General features: G+C 60.2%; 20 protein-coding genes and 1 tRNA gene. 10 read left to right on the forward strand and 11 right to left on the reverse strand.

Features of this window, described 5'->3' with window-relative positions; genetic code table 11:
• The first annotated feature begins 59 nt into the window (after positions 1–59).
• The 10 genes from PDR5_RS22350 (at position 60) to PDR5_RS22395 (ending at position 12,054) form a co-directional block, all read left to right on the forward strand.
• On the forward strand, positions 60–1,070 hold the full coding sequence (locus PDR5_RS22350; protein ID WP_064598974.1) for an ornithine carbamoyltransferase: 1,011 nt from the start codon (positions 60–62) through the stop codon (positions 1,068–1,070).
• A gap of 176 nt (positions 1,071–1,246) precedes the next feature.
• On the forward strand, positions 1,247–2,176 hold the full coding sequence (arcC, locus tag PDR5_RS22355; protein ID WP_064598976.1) for a carbamate kinase: 930 nt from the start codon (positions 1,247–1,249) through the stop codon (positions 2,174–2,176).
• 62 nt (positions 2,177–2,238) lie between these two features.
• Positions 2,239–2,601, forward strand: coding sequence for a DUF5064 family protein (locus tag PDR5_RS22360; protein ID WP_039766036.1), 363 nt, complete (start codon positions 2,239–2,241; stop codon positions 2,599–2,601).
• Between the two features lie 265 nt (positions 2,602–2,866).
• Positions 2,867–4,375, forward strand: a complete 1,509-nt coding sequence (locus PDR5_RS22365) for a sigma-54-dependent transcriptional regulator (RefSeq protein ID WP_064598978.1) — start codon at positions 2,867–2,869, stop codon at positions 4,373–4,375.
• Positions 4,376–4,803: 428 nt separating this feature from the next.
• Positions 4,804–5,187 (forward strand): glycine cleavage system protein GcvH, encoded by a 384-nt coding sequence (gene gcvH, locus PDR5_RS22370; RefSeq protein ID WP_064598980.1) that lies wholly within the window; start codon positions 4,804–4,806, stop codon positions 5,185–5,187.
• Positions 5,188–5,197: 10 nt separating this feature from the next.
• Positions 5,198–8,050 carry an aminomethyl-transferring glycine dehydrogenase gene (gene gcvP / locus PDR5_RS22375; protein ID WP_064598981.1) on the forward strand — a complete coding sequence of 951 codons (2,853 nt, stop codon included), beginning with the start codon at positions 5,198–5,200 and terminating at the stop codon, positions 8,048–8,050.
• A 206-nt stretch (positions 8,051–8,256) separates the two neighbouring features.
• Positions 8,257–9,633 carry an L-serine ammonia-lyase gene (locus PDR5_RS22380; RefSeq protein WP_064598983.1) on the forward strand — a complete coding sequence of 459 codons (1,377 nt, stop codon included), beginning with the start codon at positions 8,257–8,259 and terminating at the stop codon, positions 9,631–9,633.
• A gap of 93 nt (positions 9,634–9,726) precedes the next feature.
• On the forward strand, positions 9,727–10,851 hold the full coding sequence (gene gcvT, locus PDR5_RS22385; protein WP_064598985.1) for a glycine cleavage system aminomethyltransferase GcvT: 1,125 nt from the start codon (positions 9,727–9,729) through the stop codon (positions 10,849–10,851).
• 404 nt (positions 10,852–11,255) lie between these two features.
• On the forward strand, positions 11,256–11,468 hold the full coding sequence (locus PDR5_RS22390; RefSeq protein WP_003237709.1) for a cold-shock protein: 213 nt from the start codon (positions 11,256–11,258) through the stop codon (positions 11,466–11,468).
• 97 nt (positions 11,469–11,565) lie between these two features.
• Positions 11,566–12,054 (forward strand): RDD family protein, encoded by a 489-nt coding sequence (locus PDR5_RS22395; protein WP_064598987.1) that lies wholly within the window; start codon positions 11,566–11,568, stop codon positions 12,052–12,054.
• A 58-nt stretch (positions 12,055–12,112) separates the two neighbouring features.
• Here the strand turns inward: PDR5_RS22395 and nadA are convergent, their stop codons facing one another.
• The 11 genes from nadA to ybgC all read right to left on the reverse strand — a co-directional run bounded on the left by nadA (position 12,113) and on the right by ybgC (position 20,489).
• Entirely contained in the window at positions 12,113–13,171 is a 1,059-nt protein-coding gene (gene nadA / locus PDR5_RS22400) for a quinolinate synthase NadA (RefSeq protein WP_064598989.1), read from the reverse strand.
• 271 nt (positions 13,172–13,442) lie between these two features.
• A tRNA-Lys gene (locus PDR5_RS22405) sits at positions 13,443–13,518 on the reverse strand.
• A gap of 63 nt (positions 13,519–13,581) precedes the next feature.
• On the reverse strand, positions 13,582–14,274 hold the full coding sequence (gene queC / locus PDR5_RS22410) for a 7-cyano-7-deazaguanine synthase QueC (RefSeq protein WP_064598991.1): 693 nt from the start codon (positions 14,272–14,274) through the stop codon (positions 13,582–13,584).
• 1 nt (position 14,275) lies between these two features.
• Entirely contained in the window at positions 14,276–14,923 is a 648-nt protein-coding gene (gene queE / locus PDR5_RS22415; protein ID WP_064598992.1) for a 7-carboxy-7-deazaguanine synthase QueE, read from the reverse strand.
• Between the two features lie 164 nt (positions 14,924–15,087).
• Complete coding sequence (ybgF, locus tag PDR5_RS22420) at positions 15,088–15,927, reverse strand: tol-pal system protein YbgF (protein WP_064598998.1); 840 nt, start codon at positions 15,925–15,927, stop codon at positions 15,088–15,090.
• A gap of 6 nt (positions 15,928–15,933) precedes the next feature.
• Positions 15,934–16,431 carry a peptidoglycan-associated lipoprotein Pal gene (gene pal, locus PDR5_RS22425; RefSeq protein ID WP_003178634.1) on the reverse strand — a complete coding sequence of 166 codons (498 nt, stop codon included), beginning with the start codon at positions 16,429–16,431 and terminating at the stop codon, positions 15,934–15,936.
• Positions 16,432–16,483: 52 nt separating this feature from the next.
• Positions 16,484–17,764, reverse strand: coding sequence for a Tol-Pal system beta propeller repeat protein TolB (tolB, locus tag PDR5_RS22430; protein ID WP_166742344.1), 1,281 nt, complete (start codon positions 17,762–17,764; stop codon positions 16,484–16,486).
• A gap of 17 nt (positions 17,765–17,781) precedes the next feature.
• Positions 17,782–18,861, reverse strand: a complete 1,080-nt coding sequence (tolA, locus tag PDR5_RS22435) for a cell envelope integrity protein TolA (protein WP_064599000.1) — start codon at positions 18,859–18,861, stop codon at positions 17,782–17,784.
• Positions 18,861–19,313 carry a protein TolR gene (gene tolR / locus PDR5_RS22440; protein ID WP_162130475.1) on the reverse strand — a complete coding sequence of 151 codons (453 nt, stop codon included), beginning with the start codon at positions 19,311–19,313 and terminating at the stop codon, positions 18,861–18,863. Before tolR ends, tolA begins: the two co-directional genes overlap by 1 nt.
• Positions 19,314–19,336: 23 nt before the next feature.
• Complete coding sequence (tolQ, locus tag PDR5_RS22445; RefSeq protein WP_039766018.1) at positions 19,337–20,032, reverse strand: protein TolQ; 696 nt, start codon at positions 20,030–20,032, stop codon at positions 19,337–19,339.
• Entirely contained in the window at positions 20,022–20,489 is a 468-nt protein-coding gene (ybgC, locus tag PDR5_RS22450; protein ID WP_007951203.1) for a tol-pal system-associated acyl-CoA thioesterase, read from the reverse strand. Before ybgC ends, tolQ begins: the two co-directional genes overlap by 11 nt.
• Positions 20,490–20,532 lie beyond the last annotated feature (43 nt).

Below are 20,532 nucleotides of genomic sequence, written 5' to 3' on the forward strand. Positions count from 1 at the left end.
CCCCGGCCGCACCTATCCCGTAGCGGCCGGGCCGATTACCGAATCCAAGGAGAATCATCATGGCGTTCAACATTCACAACCGTAACCTGCTCAGCCTGGAACACCACACCCCACGTGAGCTGCGCTACCTGCTCGACCTGTCCCGCGACCTCAAGCGCGCCAAGTACACCGGCACCGAGCAGCAACACCTGAAGGGCAACAACATCGCCCTGATCTTCGAAAAAACCTCGACCCGCACCCGCTGCGCGTTCGAAGTCGCCGCTTATGACCAGGGCGCCAACGTCACCTACATCGATCCGAACTCCTCGCAGATCGGCCACAAGGAAAGCATGAAGGACACAGCCCGCGTGCTGGGGCGCATGTACGACGCCATCGAGTACCGTGGCTTCAAGCAGGAAATCGTCGAAGAGCTGGCCAAGTTCGCCGGCGTGCCGGTGTTCAACGGCCTGACCGATGAATATCACCCGACCCAGATGATCGCCGACGTGCTGACCATGCGTGAGCACGCCGACAAGCCGATCCACGAAATCAGCTACGCCTACCTGGGCGACGCGCGCAACAACATGGGCAACTCGCTGCTGCTGATCGGCGCCAAACTCGGTATGGACGTGCGCATCTGTGCGCCGAAAGCCCTGTGGCCCCACGACGACCTGGTGGATCGCTGCAAAAAATACGCAGAGGAAAGCGGCGCGCGCATCACCCTGACCGAAGACCCGAAAGCCGCGGTCAAGGGCGTGGACTTCATCCACACCGACGTCTGGGTATCGATGGGCGAGCCGGTGGAAGCCTGGGCCGAGCGTATCCAGCAACTGCTGCCGTACCAGGTCAACGTCGAACTGATGAAAGCCACCGGCAACCCGCGCACCAAGTTCATGCACTGCCTGCCGGCGTTCCACAACAGCGATACCAAGGTCGGCAAACAGATCGCCGAACAGTATCCGCACCTGAAAAATGGCATCGAAGTGACCGACGACGTGTTCGAGTCGCCGGCCTGCATCGCCTTCGAGCAAGCGGAAAACCGCATGCACACCATCAAGGCGATTCTGGTGTCGACTTTGGCTGATCTGTAACCGGCACAGCTCCAACTGACACGACACGGTCACTGTGGGAGCTGGCTTGCCAGCGATAGCGGTGTGTCAGCCAACGACAATGCTGACTGACCCGGCGCCATCGCGGGCAAGCCCGGCTCCCACAGTGACCGCGCTCGTTCAGTCAGACCCTATTGTTATTCAGAAGGACAAGCACCATGCGTATCGTCGTAGCCTTGGGCGGTAACGCCCTGCTCCGCCGTGGCGAGCCGATGACCGCTGACAACCAGCGCGCCAACATCCGCATCGCCACCGAGCAAATCGCCAAGATCCATCCCGGCAACCAACTGGTCATCGCCCACGGCAATGGCCCGCAAGTCGGCCTGCTGTCGTTGCAGGCAGCGGCCTACACCTCCGTCACCCCTTACCCGCTGGACGTGCTCGGTGCCGAAACCGAAGGCATGATCGGCTACATCATCGAACAGGAACTGGGCAACCTGCTGGACTTCGAAGTCCCGTTCGCCACCCTGCTCACCCAGGTCGAAGTCGATGCCAACGACCCGGCCTTCAAGAACCCGACCAAACCGATCGGCCCGGTCTACGAGAAAGCCGAAGCAGAAAAACTTGCCGCTGAAAAAGGCTGGGCGATTGCCCCGGACGGCGACAAGTTCCGCCGCGTGGTGGCCAGCCCACGGCCTAAACGCATCTTTGAAATCCGCCCGATCAAGTGGCTGCTGGACAAGGGCAGCATCGTGATCTGCGCCGGCGGTGGCGGGATTCCGACCATGTACGACGAGAAGCGCAATCTCAAAGGCATTGAAGCGGTGATCGACAAGGATCTGTGCTCGGCGCTGCTGGCCGAACAGCTGGAGGCGGACTTGCTGGTGATCGCCACCGACGTCAACGCGGCGTACGTCGACTTCAAAAAGCCCACCGAGAAAGCCATCGCCCAGGCCCACCCGGACGAACTCGAACGCCTGGGCTTCGCCGCCGGCTCCATGGGGCCGAAGGTGCAGGCAGCCTGTGAATTCGCGCGCCATACTGGCAAGGTCGCGGTGATCGGTTCGCTCTCGGACATCGAAGCCATCGTCCAGGGCACCGCCGGTACGCGGGTCAGCACGGCAGCGCCGGGCATCACCTACCGATAAAAAGAAACTCCGGGGGCAGACCTCATGTCTGCCCTTCTCCCATGCCTTGAAAGGAGAAAACCATGGCCCAGTTCGAACCCGGTCATTTGCATATCGAGCGGCATGCGTTGACTGACGACGACGTCAATTACAACGTGCACCTCGACTATGAAGTGTTCACCGATCCCCAGAAAGGCAAAGGGATACAGTTCACCCTGCATGGCAGCATGCAGGGCAAAGAGGTCAACGAACCGTTCTTTCTGCCCAAGGAGGAAGCCTACAACTTCGCTCGCAACGTGACGCAGATTGCCGAAAAGTACGGCATTCCCAAGAGCCACAGCCAGATCGGCTCGGTGCACAAGCATTACGACCTGATGTTTGAGGACATCCGCAAGCAGCTGAATATGCAGTCCGGGGATCCGGTCAATCCCGAGCATTTCGAGTAACCCCAAAAGCCCCCTCACCCTAACCCTCTCCCGGAGGGAGAGGGGACTGACCGAGTTGCTCGCTCAAGGTACACCGACCTGAATTAGCGAGCCGAACTCAAGTTTTGAAAAGCCCCCAATCTGCTCCCTTTCCCCCTCGCCCCGCTGGGGAGAGGGCTGGGGTGAGGGGTGGATTTCAAGTACGACGCCGATCTCAAGATTTCACCCCAGTCCCCCATCAAGGCATACTTGCCCCCCTCCGCACTCCAGAACCCAGAACCGCCCCATGCGTATCCACGTCAGCTTCATCGACCGCGTCGGCATCACCCAGGAAGTCCTGGCTATCCTCGGCGGGCGCAATCTCAATCTGGATGCGGTGGAGATGATCCCGCCCAACGTCTACATCGACGCCCCGACCCTGAGCCCGCAAGTGCTCGAAGAACTCAAAGATGCGCTGTTTCGCGTGCGTGGTGTAGAAGCAGTGACCGTGGTCGACATCCTCCCCGGCCAGCGTCGGCACTTGCAGCTCGATGCGTTGCTCGCGGCGATGACCGACCCGGTACTGGCGCTGGACAGCGCCGGCAAGGTGCTGCTGGCCAACCCGGCGCTGATCGCCCTGTACGGTCGCGAGCCGGCGGGCGAAAGCGTTTCGGAACTGTTCAACGATCCGGGTCTGCTCGAAACCCTGCTCGAACAAGGCTTCCGCCTGCCGCTGCGGGAAATCACCGTCAATGGCCAGACCCTGTTGCTCGACGCCACGCCGATCACCGACGCCGGCGCCCTGCTCACGCTGTATCAACCCAACCGCATCGGCGAACAACTGTCGGCGCTGCATCACGACCATGCCGAAGGTTTCGATGCGCTGCTCGGTGAATCGCCGCCAATCCGCACCCTCAAGGCCCGCGCCCAACGGGTGGCGGCCCTCGACGCGCCGCTGCTGATCCAGGGCGAAACCGGCACCGGCAAGGAACTGGTGGCCCGCGCCTGTCACGCCATCAGCGCCCGGCACAACGCGCCCTTCCTCGCACTGAACTGCGCGGCCCTGCCGGAGAACCTCGCCGAAAGCGAACTGTTCGGCTACGCCCCCGGCGCCTTCACCGGCGCGCAACGCGGCGGCAAACCGGGGCTGATGGAACTGGCCAACCAGGGCACAGTGTTCCTCGACGAAATCGGCGAGATGTCGCCGTACTTGCAGGCCAAGCTGCTGCGCTTTCTCAACGACGGCAGCTTCCGTCGGGTCGGCGGCGATCGTGAGGTAAAGGTCAACGTGCGGATTCTCAGCGCGACCCACCGCGACCTGGAGAAAATGGTCAGCGAAGGCCTGTTCCGCGAAGACCTGTTCTACCGCCTCAACGTGCTCAACGTCGAAGTACCGCCGCTACGTGAACGCGGTCAGGACATTCTGTTGCTGGCGCGCTATTTCATGCAGCAGGCCTGCGCGCAGATCCAGCGCCCGGTCTGCCGCCTCGCCCCGGGCACTTACCCGGCGCTGCTCGGCAACCGCTGGCCGGGCAACGTGCGGCAATTGCAGAACGTGATCTTCCGCGCCGCCGCGATCTGCGAAAGCAGCCTGGTGGACATCGGCGACCTCGACATCGCCGGCACCTCCGTGGCACGCCAGACCGACACCGACGTCGACAGCCTGGAAGAAGCGGTCGAAGCCTTCGAGAAATCGCTGCTGGAAAAACTCTACGTCAGCTACCCCTCGACCCGCCAACTGGCCAGCCGCCTGCAAACCTCGCACACCGCAATCGCCCATCGGCTGCGCAAGTACGGCATCCCCAACAAACCCTGATCCACCGCAAATTCCCTGTGGGAGCGAGCCTGCTCGCGATGGTGGTCCAGCAAGCAATGATGGCGACTGACACAGCCTCTTCGCGAGCAGGCTCGCTCCCACAAGGTATGTGGCGGATTCGAAATCCGTTCAAAAGCGACCTCCATCTGTACTGAAAGCGCTACAGCGGAACGATATCGCTACACCCTCCTCCGATCACCGCTGTGCAAGGCTTTGATCCGGTTCAGCTTTTTTCTTCGTCTCACGCCGTAGCGATTTCGCTACAGCCAACGTGTTCGCACCCGCACACAAATCAATCAAACCGTTGATTTATAACGATATTTTTACATTGGCCGCGTTCTTGCTAAGTAACCGCTCATAAAATCAGGGCATTGCCGCCCGAGTATTCCACCGCGTCCACCAGACGAGTCTGGCCCCTAGGAGATTCCATGAGCGAGTTGCGTTTTACTGAAGATCACGAATGGCTGCGCGCCGAAGCCGATGGTTCTGTCACCGTTGGCATCACCGCTTTCGCGCAGAACGCCCTGGGCGACGTGGTGTTCGTGCAACTGCCTGAATTGCAGGCGTACGACAAAGGCGCCGAAGCCGCCACCGTGGAATCGGTAAAAGCCGCCAGCGGCGTTTACATGCCACTGGACGGTGAAGTCCTGGCCACTAACCCGGCCCTGGAAGACAGCCCTGAACTGGTCAACGAAGATCCGCTGGGCGAAGGCTGGTTCTTCCGCTTCAAGCCAACCGACGCGACCGCCGTCGCCAAGCTGCTGGATCAGGACGCCTACGACCGCCTGATCAAAGCCCAAGCCGAAGCCTGAGGAATCTGAAATGACCCAAGTAAATCTCGGCACCGCCAACGAATTCATCGCCCGTCACATCGGCCCGCGCGCCGGTGACGAACAAGCCATGCTCAACAGCCTCGGCTTCGACTCGCTCGAAGCCCTGAGCGCCAGCGTCATCCCGGAAAGCATCAAGGGCACCAGCGTGCTCGGCCTCGACGACGGCCTGAGCGAAGCCGATGCCCTGGCGATGATCAAAGGCATCGCCGGCAAGAACCAGCTGTTCAAGACCTACATCGGCCAGGGCTACTACAACTGCCACACGCCATCGCCGATCCTGCGCAACCTGCTAGAAAACCCGGCTTGGTACACCGCTTACACCCCGTACCAGCCGGAAATTTCCCAGGGCCGTCTCGAAGCGCTGCTGAACTTCCAGACCCTGATCAGCGACCTCACCGGCCTGCCGATCGCCAACGCCTCCCTGCTCGACGAAGCCACCGCCGCCGCCGAAGCCATGACCTTCTGCAAACGTCTGAGCAAGAACAAGGGCAGCCACCAGTTCTTCGCCTCGATCCACAGCCATCCGCAAACCCTCGACGTGCTGCGCACCCGTGCCGAGCCTCTGGGCATCGACGTAGTCGTGGGCGATGAGCGTGAGCTGACCGACGTGACGCCGTTCTTCGGCGCGCTGCTGCAATACCCGGCCAGCAATGGTGATGTGTTCGACTATCGCGAACTGACCGAACGCTTCCACGCCGCCAACGCACTGGTCGCCGTCGCCGCTGACCTGCTGGCTCTGACCCTGCTGACCCCGCCGGGCGAATTCGGCGCCGACGTGGCCATCGGCAGCGCGCAACGCTTCGGCGTGCCGCTGGGCTTCGGTGGCCCGCACGCGGCTTACTTCTCCACCAAAGATGCGTTCAAGCGCGACATGCCGGGCCGCCTGGTCGGTGTCTCGGTTGACCGCTTCGGTAAGCCGGCCCTGCGTCTGGCGATGCAGACCCGCGAGCAACACATCCGCCGCGAGAAAGCCACGTCGAACATCTGCACCGCGCAAGTGCTGCTGGCCAACATCGCCAGCATGTACGCCGTGTATCACGGCCCGAAAGGCCTGACCCAGATCGCCAACCGCGTGCATCACCTGACCGCGATCCTGGCCAAGGGCCTGAGCGCACTGGGCGTGACCGTCGAGCAAACCAGCTTCTTCGACACCCTGACCCTCGCCACCGGCGCACAAACCGCCGCGCTGCATGACAAGGCTCGCGCCCAACAGATCAACCTGCGGGTGATCGACGCCCAGCGTCTGGGCTTGTCGGTCGACGAAACCACCACCCAGGCCGACATTGAAACCCTGTGGGGCCTGTTCGCCGACGGCAAGACCCTGCCGGAGTTCGCTGCTCTCGCCGCTGCCGCGCAAAGCACCATTCCAGCCGCGCTGGTGCGTCAGTCGCCGATCCTCAGCCACCCGGTGTTCAACCGCTATCACTCGGAAACCGAGCTGATGCGCTACCTGCGCAAACTGGCGGACAAGGACCTGGCACTGGATCGCACCATGATCCCGCTGGGCTCGTGCACCATGAAACTCAACGCCGCCAGCGAAATGATCCCGGTGACCTGGGCCGAATTCGGTGCGCTGCACCCGTTCGCCCCAGCCGAGCAAAGCGCCGGTTACCAGCAACTGACCGACGAACTGGAAGCGATGCTCTGCGCCGCCACCGGTTACGACTCGATCTCCCTGCAACCGAACGCCGGTTCCCAAGGTGAGTACGCCGGTCTGCTGGCGATTCGCGCCTATCACCAGAGCCGTGGCGAAGACCGTCGCGACATCTGCCTGATCCCGTCGTCCGCCCACGGCACCAACCCGGCGACCGCCAACATGGCCGGCATGCGCGTGGTCGTGACCGCGTGCGACGCCCGTGGCAACGTGGACATCGAAGACCTGCGCGCCAAGGCCATCGAGCACCGCGAACACCTCGCGGCGCTGATGATCACTTACCCGTCGACCCACGGCGTGTTCGAAGAAGGCATCCGCGAAATCTGCGGCATCATTCATGACAACGGCGGCCAGGTGTACATCGACGGCGCCAACATGAACGCGATGGTCGGCCTCTGCGCACCGGGCAAGTTCGGCGGCGACGTGTCGCACCTGAACCTGCACAAGACTTTCTGCATCCCGCACGGTGGTGGCGGCCCGGGCGTCGGCCCGATCGGCGTGAAATCGCACCTGACTCCGTTCCTGCCGGGCCACGGCCACATGGAACGCAAGGAAGGCGCGGTCTGCGCAGCACCGTTCGGCAGCGCGAGCATTCTGCCGATCACCTGGATGTACATTCGCATGATGGGTGGCGCAGGTCTCAAGCGCGCTTCGCAACTGGCGATCCTCAATGCCAACTACATTTCCCGTCGCCTGGAAGAGCACTACCCAGTGCTGTACACCGGCAGCAACGGTCTGGTGGCGCACGAGTGCATCCTGGATCTGCGCCCGCTGAAAGACAGCAGCGGCATCAGCGTCGATGACGTCGCCAAGCGCCTGATCGACTTCGGCTTCCACGCACCGACCATGTCGTTCCCGGTGGCCGGCACGCTGATGATCGAGCCGACCGAAAGCGAATCCAAGGAAGAGCTGGACCGCTTTTGCGACGCCATGATCCGCATCCGCGAAGAAATCCGCGCAGTGGAAAACGGCACCCTGGACAAAGACGACAACCCGCTGAAGAACGCTCCGCACACCGCAGCGGAACTGGTGGGCGAGTGGACTCACCCGTACAGCCGCGAACAAGCGGTGTACCCGGTGGCGTCGTTGATCGAAGGCAAGTACTGGCCGCCGGTCGGTCGCGTCGACAACGTGTTCGGCGACCGCAACCTGGTCTGCGCCTGCCCGTCGATCGAAAGCTACGCTTAAACGAATAGGGGGGCAGGTTTACCTGCCCCGATTTCAGCATCACCACAGATCCCCCTGTGGGAGCGGGCTTGCTCGCGAATGCGGTGTGCCAGGCAACATTGATGGCGACTGATTCACCGCATTCGCGAGCAAGCCCGCTCCCACAAGGAAATGCATCAAGCCTGATATTCCGCCAATTCCTATAACAAGAAACCGGAGAACAACTCATGTCGTTAAGCGTGTTCGACCTGTTCAAGATTGGCATCGGCCCCTCCAGCTCCCACACCGTCGGCCCGATGCGCGCAGCCGCGCGCTTCGTCGAAGGCCTGCGTCGGGAAAACCTGTTGTCGGCCACCACCAGCGTCAGGGTCGAGTTGTATGGATCCCTCGGCGCCACCGGCAAGGGACACGGCAGCGACAAGGCCGTGCTGCTGGGCCTGGAAGGTGAACACCCGGACACCGTGAATACCGAAACCGTCGCCGCCCGTCTCTCGGAGATTCGTGGCAACGGGCGTTTGAACCTGCTTGGCGAACACAGCATTGCGTTCAACGAGAAAGAACACTTGGCAATGATCCGCAAGCCGTTGGCCTATCACCCCAACGGCATGATCTTCCGTGCCTTCGATGCGGCGGGATTGCAGATCCGCAGCCGCGAGTACTACTCGGTCGGCGGTGGTTTCGTGGTCGACGAAGATGCGGCTGGCGCCGACCGTATCGTCGAAGACGCCACCCCGCTGACCTTCCCGTTCAAGAGTGCCAAGGACTTGCTCGGTCACTGCGCCACCTACGGTCTGTCGATCAGCCAGGTGATGCTGACCAACGAAAGCGCCTGGCGCCCGGAAGCGGAAACCCGCGCCGGCCTGCTGAGAATCTGGCAAGTGATGCAGGACTGCGTGGCCGCCGGCTGTCGCAACGAAGGCATCCTGCCGGGAGGCCTGAAGGTCAAGCGGCGGGCGGCGGCGTTGCACCGGCAGCTGTGCAAGAACCCGGAATCGTCGCTGCGCGATCCGCTGTCGGTGCTGGACTGGGTCAACCTCTACGCTCTGGCCGTCAACGAAGAAAACGCCAACGGCGGGCGCGTGGTCACGGCACCGACCAATGGCGCAGCGGGGATCATTCCTGCGGTGCTGCATTACTACATGCGCTTCATTCCCGGCGCGAACGATGACGGCGTGGTGCGTTTTCTGCTGACTGCGGCGGCCATCGGCATTCTGTACAAGGAAAACGCCTCGATCTCCGGCGCCGAAGTCGGCTGTCAGGGCGAGGTCGGCGTGGCCTGTTCGATGGCAGCTGGTGCGTTGTGCGAAGTCCTCGGCGGCAGCGTTCAGCAAGTGGAAAACGCCGCTGAAATCGGCATGGAACACAACCTCGGCCTGACCTGCGATCCGATCGGCGGGCTGGTGCAGGTGCCGTGCATCGAGCGCAACGCCATGGGCTCGGTCAAGGCGATCAACGCCGTGCGCATGGCCATGCGCGGAGACGGGCAGCACTTCGTCTCCCTCGACAAGGTCATCCGCACCATGCGCCAGACCGGCGCCGACATGAAAAGCAAATATAAGGAGACCGCCCGTGGCGGTCTGGCGGTCAACATTATCGAGTGCTGATCGCGCCATAAACTCGCTCTCCCTTTGGGAGAGAACACAAAACTGGCCCCCTCTCCCTCCGGGAGAGGGTTGGTGTGAATCAAGGAGTCACGCATGTCCACTGAACAACTGTCGAAAACCCCGCTGCACGCTCTGCACCTCGAACTCGGCGCCCGCATGGTGCCGTTCGCCGGCTACGACATGCCGGTGCAATACCCGCTGGGCGTGATGAAGGAACACCAGCACACCCGTGAGCAGGCCGGGCTGTTCGATGTCTCGCACATGGGCCAGATCCGCCTGACCGGCGCCAATGCCGCCAAAGCCCTGGAAACCCTGGTGCCGGTAGACATCATCGACCTGCCGGTGGGCATGCAGCGCTACGCAATGTTCACCAACGAAACCGGCGGCATCCTCGATGACCTGATGGTCGCCAACCTCGGCAATGACGAGCTGTTCCTGGTGGTCAACGCCGCATGCAAGGACCAGGACCTGGCCCATCTGCAAAAACACATCGGCGATCAATGCAAGATTGAACAGCTGTTCGAAGAACGCGCCCTGCTCGCCCTGCAAGGCCCGGCTGCCGTGACCGTGCTGGCACGCCTGGCGCCGGAAGTGGCGAAAATGACTTTCATGCAATTCACCCGCGTGAAGCTGCTGGGCGTTGACTGCTTTGTCAGCCGCTCGGGCTACACCGGTGAAGACGGTTATGAAATCTCGGTTCCGGCAGCCGATGCGGAAAAACTCGCCCGCGCCCTGCTGGCCGAACCGGAAGTCGCCGCCATCGGCCTTGGCGCCCGTGACTCGCTGCGCCTGGAAGCCGGCCTGTGCCTGTACGGCCACGACATGAACACCGAGACCACACCGATCGAAGCCAGCCTGTTGTGGGCAATCTCCAAACCTCGGCGTGCCGATGGTGCGCGCGCCGGTGGTTTCCCGGGTGCGGAGCAAGTCTTCGCTCAACAGCAAAACGGCGTTCAGCGCAAACGCGTCGGCCTGCTGCCGCAAGAGCGTACGCCGGTCCGTGAAGGTGCAGAGATCGTCAACGACGCTGGCGAAATCGTCGGTAGCGTGTGCAGCGGCGGGTTCGGCCCGACCCTGGGCGGCCCGTTGGCCATGGGTTACCTGGACAGCGCCTACGTCGCACTCGATACGGCCGTTTGGGCAATTGTTCGTGGGAAAAAGGTGCCATTGCTTGTAAGCAAAATGCCATTTGTTCCACAACGCTACTATCGCGGTTGATTGACTGTTTCTATAAGTAACGCGATTGCGTTATGCGTGCACTAATGTGTAACGCAATCGCCATAAAACAGTGCACTCCACTTACATACGATTCGAATTTGAACTTGGCTTATAACGTTCGAAAACAATTGAACAAGCTAATCGTATAAGCCGGACTAGTGAATCGACTAAGTGCCAGCAAGCGCAGGAAAACCGGGGCCTTCGCGGGGCTTGTTTTTTCTCCCGTAGTTGGCGTAGAGTTTGTCCACTGTGTTTGCATGGGTCAGCTTGGAATCGTGACCTGGGCAGTAGCCTACAAGTTAGCTACATCCCGTTCGACGTCTTCTTACTCTCCTGCAACCAGCCCCAGTACTCTTTCATGAGAAGGAGACTGTCATCAATTTTTGCGTCAAAGGAAATAAGAAATGTCCACACGTCAGAGCGGTACCGTCAAGTGGTTTAACGACGAGAAAGGTTTTGGTTTTATCACTCCAGAAAGCGGTCCGGATCTGTTCGTGCATTTCCGCGCCATTCAGGGCAACGGCTTCAAAAGCCTGAAAGAAGGCCAGAAAGTGACCTTCGTTGCTGTGCAGGGCCAGAAAGGCATGCAGGCTGACGAAGTACAAGCCGAAGGCTGATCTTCTGTTACGAAAAAGCCCCTGATATTGATATCAGGGGCTTTTTTGTGGGCGCAAATCCGTAAAATGGCGCTTCACTTTCCGTCCAGAGGCTGCCATGTCGAAACACCTGCTCACCCCCCAGGGCGATTTCCCCGCCGTCGGCCTGGGTCGTCGTCTGGCAGCGATGTTCTATGACTTTTTGCTGTGCACCGCTCTGCTGATCGTGACCGGTTTTGTTTACAAGCTGATCCAGGCGGCAATCATCGGCGAAGAGCGCCTACGCGTCATGACCGATGCCGGGCAGCTGGATGGCGATCCGCTGTACTCCACGGTGTTGCTGTTGGTGCTGTTTGGCTTCTTTGCCAAATTCTGGACCCACGCCGGGCAGACCCTGGGCATGCAGGTCTGGGGCATTCGCGTGCAGAACGCCGATGGCACTGCGATCAGCCTGTGGCAGGCGTTGCTGCGGTTCATGGTGTCGATTGCGTCGTGGCTGTGCCTGGGCCTGGGGTTCTTCTGGTCGCTGCTCGATAAGCAGAAGCGCGCTTGGCATGACATCTACTCCGACACGCAGCTTGTGCGAATTCCAAAGAAAGCCAAATAATCCTCCAGATGCAAAAACGCCCCGATCCAATCGGGGCGTTTTTGTTTGCGTCGCAAGGTCAGGCGTTGCCGGCCAGCTTCATCCGTGCTGCCTGAGTGAAATCGAGCATGCGTTTCAGCGGACGAATCGCCTGCGGGATCAGGGCCGGGTCGACGAAGATCTCGTTCGAGCCCTCCTTCAGGCACCTCAGCGTGCGTTCAAGGGTGTTCATGGCCATCCACGGGCAATGTGCGCAACTGCGGCATGCCGCGCCGTTACCGGCGGTTGGCGCCTCGATGAAGACCTTGTCCGGGCACAGCTGCTGCATCTTGTAAAAGATGCCGCGATCAGTGGCCACGATCAGGGTCTTGTTCGGCAGCGATTGAGCGGCGGCAATCAGCTGACTGGTAGAACCGACGGCGTCCGCCAACTCGATCACCGAGGTCGGCGACTCCGGATGCACCAGAATGGCGGCGTCCGGGTACAGCGCTTTCATGTCTTCCAGCTGCTTGGACTTGAACTCCTCATGGACGATGCATGCACCATCCCAGAGCAGCATGTCGGCGCCGGTCTGACGCTGGATGTAGGTGCCCAGGTGCTTGTCCGGACCCCAGATAATGGTTTCGCCGTTGTCCATCAGGCTTTCGACGATTTCCAGTGCACAACTGGAGGTCACGACCCAGTCGGCCCGGGCTTTGACGGCGGCCGAGGTGTTGGCATACACCACCACGGTGCGCTCCGGATGCTGATCGCAGAACGCCGAGAACTCGTCCACCGGGCAACCCAGATCCAGCGAGCAGGTCGCTTCCAGGGTCGGCATCAGCACGCGCTTTTCAGGGTTGAGAATCTTCGCGGTCTCGCCCATGAATTTCACGCCGGCAACCACCACGGTCTTGGCCGGATGGGCGTTGCCGAAGCGAGCCATTTCCAGGGAGTCGGAAACACAACCGCCGGTTTCTTCGGCGAGGGCCTGGATGATCGGATCGCAATAAAAGTGGGCAACCAGCACCGCGTCCTGAGCCTTGAGCTCGTCGGCGATGGCGGAACGGTAATAAGCTTCTTCCTCGGCTGTCAGCGGCTTGGGCTGCTTGGCGTCGAGGTGGGCTTGTACCAGAAGGCGTTCGGAAATCTGCGTCATGTTCGCAAGACCTGCAGGCGCATTCGCGCGAAAGTCGAGTATACACCCGGCTCCGGACCGCTTGAGGGTACCGCCGGGAAAGTGAGTATTATCAGGCACGGACAGCAATGAAGCTGCGCAAGGCTACAGAATATCCCGTTGATACAAAAGATGATTCTGACCTGTGTCACGGAGGGAAGAAACGAAGGGAGGAATGCCCGAATCGCAGGCAAAAAAAAACCCGGAAATCCTCACTTTCGTGGGCCTTCCGGATTTTCTAAACCGCCAAATATGGTGGGTCGTGTGGGATTCGAACCTACGACCAATTGGTTAAAAGCCAACTGCTCTACCAACTGAGCTAACGACCCGCTGTGTGGTGGCGCGTATAATACTGATTTTTAAGGACTATTCAACACCTAATTTGAAAAAAATCAAAAATAAGGTGTCGGGTCGCTGATTCCGGCCGCCGCGAAGCCTTCTGCACGCAGTCGGCAGCTGTCGCATTTGCCGCAAGCGCGGCCATCATCGTCGGCCTGATAGCAGGAAACGGTCAGCCCATAATCAACGCCAAGCTTCACCCCCGCCTGGACGATCTGCGCCTTGCTCAGATTCTGCAGCGGTGCCTGGATGCGGAAACCATTGCCTTCGACGCCAGCCTTGGTTGCCAGATTGGCCATGCGCTCGAACGACTCGATGAACTCGGGACGGCAATCCGGGTAACCGGAGTAGTCCACCGCGTTGACGCCGATAAAGATGTCGCGGGCGCCGAGCACTTCAGCCCAGCCCAGGGCCAGCGACAGGAAAACCGTGTTGCGCGCCGGCACGTAAGTCACCGGGATGCCTTCACCCAATTCTTCCGGGATATCGATGCTGGTGTCCGTCAGAGCCGAACCGCCCATCCCGTTCAAGTTCAGGCCGATCACCTTGTGCTCGACCACGCCCAGATCGCGGGCAACGCGAGCGGCGGCATGCAGTTCGGCGTAGGAACGCTGACCGTAATCGAAACTCATGGTGTAGCAGGCGTAGCCTTCAGCGCGGGCCATGGCCACGACAGTGGCCGAGTCCAGGCCACCCGACAGCAGGATTACCGCACGTTTTTGGCTAGTGTTCAGTTGTTCAGTCATCTCAGCGCCCCGGCTCATCATTCCATAGATATTTATGCAGCTGCAGTTGCAGGCGCACTGGCAGGTTATCCGCCACCACCCAGTCCGCCAGATCCCGAGCGTTCAGGTCGTGGTGACTTGGGGAAAACAGCACTTCACCCGCACGTCGCTCAAGACCGTACTGGATCAGCTTCGATACCGCCCAGTCATAGTCGTCCCTCGAGCAGATGACAAACTTCACCTGATCGTTGGGCGTCAGCAGTTCGATGTTCTCGTAACGGTTACGATGGGCTTCTTTGGAGTCTGGCGTCTTCAGGTCGACCACCCGACTGACCCGCGAATCGACCGCCGAGATGTCGAGAGCGCCGCTGGTTTCCAGCGAGACCTCGTAGCCGGCATCGCATAATTGCTTGAGCAAAGGGATTGCATTGGGCTGTGCCAACGGCTCACCGCCAGTGACGCAGACGTAGCGCGGGCGAAAGCCGGCCACTTGCTCGAGGATGTCGTCGAGGGTACGGATCGTGCCACCGCTGAACGCGTAGGCGCTGTCGCAGTATTGGCAACGCAAGGGGCAACCGGTCAGGCGCACAAAAACAGTGGGCAACCCGGCAGTCCGCGTTTCCCCCTGCAACGAGTAGAAAACTTCGGTAATTCTCAATGTGTCTTGCATAGTCGCCACGGGCGTAACAGCTAAACAGGCTGTCCGCCTCCGTCAGGCACCTCTGGCAACCCCGCCAACGCGTAGATCACCAGAAGCGTGTTTCATAAAAGGGCGTGAATTCTAACGAAAAAACCCGCGACAAGCGCGGGTTTCTTCCAAACGGGTCAACGCTGTTACATGCGTTGCAGATCGCGCTGGGCCAACTGAGCGGCGGACGTACCCGGATACTGGGCCACCACCTGCTGCAGAATGCCTTTGACCTTGTCGGTATGACCGAGGCGGCGCTCTACGTCAGCCAGCTTGTACAGCGAATCCGGCACTTTGGCGTGCTTGGGATACAGCTGCGAAACCTTGGCAAAAGCCTGACCTGCACCTTGCAGATCGCCTTTGGCCAGGTTCACTTCACCCAGCCAGTACTGGGCGTTGCCCGCGTATTGGCTGTTCGGGTATTTACGCAGGAATGCGGCAAACGCCTGGCTGGCCTTGTCGAAATCCTTGGCTTTGATCAGGTCGAAAGCGGCATCGTAATACAGCTTTTCCTTGGCCGGATCAGCCGGTTCGCTACCTGCGGCAGGTGCCTGGGCGGCAGCAGCGGCGCCGGCTCCAGCAGCAGCACCGGCAGCAGCACTTGCATCGCCACCGGCAGAAGAATTCTCGGGAGTCGCGGCTGGTGCAACGCCGGATCCTATGCGCCGATCAAGATCCTGGTATCGCTCCAGGGATTCCTGTTTCATGCGCGAAACCTGGTTCTGCAGTTCTTCGATCACGCCTTGCTGGCGCGACAGTTGATCCTGCATTTGTTGCAGTTGGTTGAACAGCATGCCGTTTGCCGAGGCAGGGGCCGAAGCCGCTCCCCCGGCATAGGCGCCGTTCGTACCGTAACCTGCAGGCGGATAACTGCTCCCGCTATTGTTATAACCGGAGTTGTCATCGACCACAGGAACCGCAGCCCACGCCGCAAGCGGCGCGAGGCTGAGAGCCAGAACAGTTACAGCACGACGGCACGTTCGCATATCGAATTACTTACGCAGTTCGACGCGACGGTTTTGAGCCCAGGACTGCTCGTCGTTGCCGGTAGCAACTGGACGCTCTTCGCCGTAGGAAACCAGTTCCAGCTGAGCTGGGGAAACACCTTGCAGTACCAGGTAGCGCTGAACGGCTTTCGCACGACGCTCGCCCAGTGCCATGTTGTACTCACGAGTACCACGTTCGTCGGTGTTGCCTTCCAGAACAACGCGAGCGCCGTTTGCTTTCAGGTCTTTGGCGTGAACGTCCAGAGCGCGCATGGCTTCTGGCTTCAGGTCCGAGCTGTCGTATTCGAAGTAGAAGGTGGTGATTGCGCGCAGAGCAGCTTCTTCGCTCAGGGAACCGTCAACTGCACCAGTGTTTGCGCCGTAACCAGCGTTTGGATCAACAGCGCCTTCACCGGCGTTGTCGCCGCCTTTGGACGAGCAACCTACAGCTACAGCCATGGCCAGAGCCAGCGCAGCAAATTTACCAAACTTCAGCATTTCCATCGTGAAACTCCTAATGAACCCCAGTGTGTTAAGTAAAACGTAAAGCGCCGCGTCAGTTCAGGTAAGGGGACCAGGACGGTTCTCTGACTTCGCCTTGAGCGGTAGGAAGCGGGAGCCTCACGCGTCCATTAATGGACACGAGCATCAAGACTCCCCGGCCCTGCTGGCGGGTGGCGTAGATTACCATGGTGCCGTTGGGCGCAACAGTAGGCGACTCGTCCAGAGTGCTATCAGTGAGGATTTTTACACTTCCGCGCTGCAAATCCTGAGCCGCCACTTTGAAATTGGTGAAACCGTCCTGACGATGGATCATCACCAGGGTCTTTTCATCCGCCGAAAGCTTGGGGTTGGCGTTGTAGTTGCCCACGAACGTCACACGCTCGGCACCGCCACCGCCAGCACTGGTCTTGTAGATCTGCGGTTTGCCGCCACGGTCGGAGGTGAAGTAGATGGTCGAACCATCCTTGCCCCAGTACGGTTCGGTATTGATGCCAGGACCTGCGGTTACGCGGGTGATCTGACGCGAACCGAGGTTCATCACGTAGATGTCCGGGTTACCGTCTTTCGACAGCACGAACGCCAGGCGATTGCCATCCGGCGACCAGGCTGGCGCGCCGTTCAAGCCTTCGAAGTTGGTGATCTGCTCGCGGCGACCGGTGTCGATGTTCTGCATGAAGATGCGCGGACGCTTCTGCTCGAACGACACATAAGCGATACGCTTGCCGTCCGGTGCAAAACGCGGCGACAGGATCGGCTCACGCGATTGCAGCAGGGTCACGGCACGGGCGCCGTCATAGTCCGAACGCTGCAGGGTGTAACGGGTGTTCTTCTCGGAGAAACGCTCGGCCGTGACGTACAGCAGGCGAGTCGAGAATGCACCTTTGATACCGGTCAGTTTTTCGAACGACTGATCGGAGATGTAGTGCGCCATGTCGCGCAGTTGTTCGGTGGTACCGGACACACTGCCGTCAGCCACTTTCTGTTCGGTGGCGACGTTGAACAAAGCCCACTGCACCTGCAGACGGCCACCGGCCGGCACGATGCTGCCGACCATCATGTATTGCGCGCCCACCGCCTTCCAGTCACGGAAGATGATTTCGCTTGGCTGGCTTGGCTGACTGATCATGTTTTGCTTTGGAATCGGCGAGTAATAGCCCGAGTTGCGCAAATCGTTACCAATGATTTCAGCCATGTCATCCGGCAGGACGGCACCGCCCTGGAAACCGAACGGTACGACGGCGATCGGAGTCGCCCGATCGCTGCCGCTGGTGACCAGAATGTTCTTTTCATCCGCCATCGCGATCCCTGCCATGCAGCAGATCACGACCAGCATTCCTCGAAGAAGGTTTCTCACAAGGCTAGATCCTCAGGTGTGAATGTCATCTTGAATGAACGATACGGAGCGAAATCGCTCGGCTTCATTCCCTGCATTTCCGTCAAACGTCCAATATTCTTGACCGCTGCCACTGCCGACGCATCGAACGGACCGTCGCCACTGGACTTGGCCACGCCGACCGAGGTCACCGTACCGTCCGGCAACATGCCGATCTGCAGCACAACCGTCATGCCTTTGCGTGCTGAAGGTGGACGCGCCCAGCCTTCTGCTGCCCGCGCACGAATCAGGTCATCGAAACTGCCCGCAACTTCGTCGCCCTGCTCATCGGCCAAGGCCTGCTGGCGCTGCGGCGTGTCGGAAAGCAAATCTGCCAGGGCCTGAGCCTTTTTGTCTTCGGCGGATTTACGTGCCGCTTCCTGCGCTTTCTTCTTCGCAGCATCGGCAGCAGCTTTCTTCTTCGCGTCTTCGGCGACTTTCTTCTTCGCCTCTTCAGCTTCAGCTTTCTTCTTGGCGTCTTCGGCGGCTTTCTTTTTCGCGTCTTCGACGATCTTCTTCTTGGCTTCTTCAGCGGCCGCTTTCTTGGCCTCTTCTTCAGCAGCCTTTTTGGCTTCTTCTTCGGCTTTCTTCTTGGCTATATCAGCCAATTGTTTCTCTTCTGCCTTCTTGGCTTCGGCGGCTTTCTTGGCGTCGTCGGCTTTCTTGGCTTCATCAGCCTTCTTCGCCTCGTCCGCTTTCTTCGCCTCATCGGCCTTCTTGGCTTCCTCGGCCTTTTGAGCCGCTTCTTCTTTCTTTTGTTCCGCAGCCTTCACCGCTTCCTGCTCGACCTTTTTCTGCTCCATCTGCTCGACTTCGGTCTGGCGCGCGGCGGATTTCTTCGCCTCACCCGCAATCTTCTGATTGGTCTGAGTGGTTGCCTGACTTTTCGATTTCAGCTGGTACAGGGTCGCCTGAACAATCGGCTTGGCTGGCGGTAGCTCCGGGGTCAGGGCGAAACTGACAAACAGCATGCCGAACACCAGCACGTGCAAGCCAATCGCCCAGACACTAGGCCAGAAGTAGCTTTCCGAGGCGGACGGCTCTCGCTGTTGCTGCATCAGGGCGCCTCGGTGATCAAGCCAACGTTACCGACCCCGGCTTTCTGCAACCCGCCCATGGCGCCCATGACGGAGCCATAATCGACGGACTTGTCGCCACGGATGAAAACCTGGGTACGCTTGCCACCTTCAGTGCCGGCGCGAATGATCTTGGTCACCGCATCGGTCATCTGTGGCAGGGTCATGGCCCGGTCCTGCTGCTTCTCGGTGTCGACTTCGCTGCCAAGGTTCCAGTAGTAGGTCTTGTCCGACTTGATCGAAATGGTCAGCACCTGGGTGTTGTTGTCCTGCGGCAAGGCTTCGCTGGAAACCTTGGGCAGATCCACTTTCACGCCCTGATTGAGCATCGGCGCAGTCACCATGAAGATGACCAGCAGCACCAGCATCACGTCGATGTAAGGCACTACGTTCATCTCGGCGACCGGCTTGCGCTTGTGTCGGGCTCGAGTGATTAAAGCCATCGGGAAATACCTGCTTATTCTTCGCTGGTGTGCACTTTGCGGTGCAGGATCGCCTGGAATTCATCGGCGAAGGTGTAGTAGCGGCTCAGCAAGGTTTCGCTGCGGGCAGAGAAACGGTTGTAAGCGATAACGGCCGGGATCGCGGCGAACAGACCGATCGCGGTGGCGATCAGGGCTTCGGCGATGCCGGGTGCCACGGTGGCCAGGGTGGCTTGCTGGGCGCTGGCCAGACCACGGAAGGAGTTCATGATCCCCCACACGGTACCGAACAGACCGATGTACGGGCTGACCGAGCCGACGGTGGCGAGGAACGGCAGGCTCTGCTCGAGTTTTTCTTCTTCGCGGGAGATGGCGACGCGCATGGCACGGGCCACACCTTCCATCACCGCTTCAGGATCGACGCCAGGCTGCTGACGCAGACGGGAGAACTCCTTGAAGCCGGCACGGAAGATCTGCTCGACACCCGAATCCGGATCCGGGTTGCTGCCGGCCTGACGGTAGAGTTTGGACAGGTCGATACCCGACCAGAAGCGCTCCTCGAAGCTCTCGAGGGCACGTCGACCGGCGCGTATCAGATTGCTGCGCTGAAAGATCATGATCCATGAGGTCACCGATGCGGCCACCAGAGTCAACATTACCAACTGCACCACGATGCTGGCATTGCTGACCAGGCTCCACATGGAGGAATGGTCGACGACGTTAGCTTCCACGCTTTATCTCCTGCTTTGAGTGTGTACCCGTGCCGACCGCGTCGGCAAAGGCCGCACGCAGGTCTTCGGGAAGGGCCCGGGGTTTCAAACTGTTAGTGCGCACACAGGCCACCAGAAACTGCCCTTCGCAGAGCAGCACATTATCCGTTGCCCGCCTGACCTGCTGTCGAAAGCGCAGGCTGGCACGGTTCAATTCGATTACATCAGCGCTTACCAGAAGCTCGTCATCCAGTCGCGCCGGCGCGTGATAACGCGCTTCGCTGGAATGCACGACGAACAACAGGTCCTCCCCTGCCAGCGCCGACTGGGCAAAGCCCAGCTCGCGGAGCCGCTCGGTTCGAGCCCGTTCCATAAACTTGAGGTAATTAACGTAATACACGATGCCGCCCGCATCGGTGTCCTCGTAATAAACGCGACAACGATGTGCGAACGGCTCAAGCCCGTTTTGCGCGCGCATACTCTAGTGCTTACTCCTCGGGTTGCCAATCCGGCCAGGCAAC

This window comes from Pseudomonas sp. DR 5-09 (genome assembly GCF_001655595.1).
GTDB lineage: Bacteria > Pseudomonadota > Gammaproteobacteria > Pseudomonadales > Pseudomonadaceae > Aquipseudomonas > Aquipseudomonas pharyngis.

Excerpts from the sequence above, each read along its gene's own strand:
- PDR5_RS22350 (WP_064598974.1), top strand. The coding sequence starts at position 60 with ATGGCGTTCAACATTCACAACCGTAACCTGCTCAGCCTGGAACACCAC.
- arcC (WP_064598976.1), top strand. The coding sequence starts at position 1,247 with ATGCGTATCGTCGTAGCCTTGGGCGGTAACGCCCTGCTCCGCCGTGGC.
- PDR5_RS22360 (WP_039766036.1), top strand. The coding sequence starts at position 2,239 with ATGGCCCAGTTCGAACCCGGTCATTTGCATATCGAGCGGCATGCGTTG.
- PDR5_RS22365 (WP_064598978.1), top strand. The coding sequence starts at position 2,867 with ATGCGTATCCACGTCAGCTTCATCGACCGCGTCGGCATCACCCAGGAA.
- gcvH (WP_064598980.1), top strand. The coding sequence starts at position 4,804 with ATGAGCGAGTTGCGTTTTACTGAAGATCACGAATGGCTGCGCGCCGAA.
- gcvP (WP_064598981.1), top strand. The coding sequence starts at position 5,198 with ATGACCCAAGTAAATCTCGGCACCGCCAACGAATTCATCGCCCGTCAC.
- PDR5_RS22380 (WP_064598983.1), top strand. The coding sequence starts at position 8,257 with ATGTCGTTAAGCGTGTTCGACCTGTTCAAGATTGGCATCGGCCCCTCC.
- gcvT (WP_064598985.1), top strand. The coding sequence starts at position 9,727 with ATGTCCACTGAACAACTGTCGAAAACCCCGCTGCACGCTCTGCACCTC.
- PDR5_RS22390 (WP_003237709.1), top strand. The coding sequence starts at position 11,256 with ATGTCCACACGTCAGAGCGGTACCGTCAAGTGGTTTAACGACGAGAAA.
- PDR5_RS22395 (WP_064598987.1), top strand. The coding sequence starts at position 11,566 with ATGTCGAAACACCTGCTCACCCCCCAGGGCGATTTCCCCGCCGTCGGC.
- nadA (WP_064598989.1), bottom strand. The coding sequence starts at position 13,171 with ATGACGCAGATTTCCGAACGCCTTCTGGTACAAGCCCACCTCGACGCC.
- queC (WP_064598991.1), bottom strand. The coding sequence starts at position 14,274 with ATGACTGAACAACTGAACACTAGCCAAAAACGTGCGGTAATCCTGCTG.
- queE (WP_064598992.1), bottom strand. The coding sequence starts at position 14,923 with ATGCAAGACACATTGAGAATTACCGAAGTTTTCTACTCGTTGCAGGGG.
- ybgF (WP_064598998.1), bottom strand. The coding sequence starts at position 15,927 with ATGCGAACGTGCCGTCGTGCTGTAACTGTTCTGGCTCTCAGCCTCGCG.
- pal (WP_003178634.1), bottom strand. The coding sequence starts at position 16,431 with ATGGAAATGCTGAAGTTTGGTAAATTTGCTGCGCTGGCTCTGGCCATG.
- tolB (WP_166742344.1), bottom strand. The coding sequence starts at position 17,764 with ATGCTGGTCGTGATCTGCTGCATGGCAGGGATCGCGATGGCGGATGAA.
- tolA (WP_064599000.1), bottom strand. The coding sequence starts at position 18,861 with ATGCAGCAACAGCGAGAGCCGTCCGCCTCGGAAAGCTACTTCTGGCCT.
- ybgC (WP_007951203.1), bottom strand. The coding sequence starts at position 20,489 with ATGCGCGCGCAAAACGGGCTTGAGCCGTTCGCACATCGTTGTCGCGTT.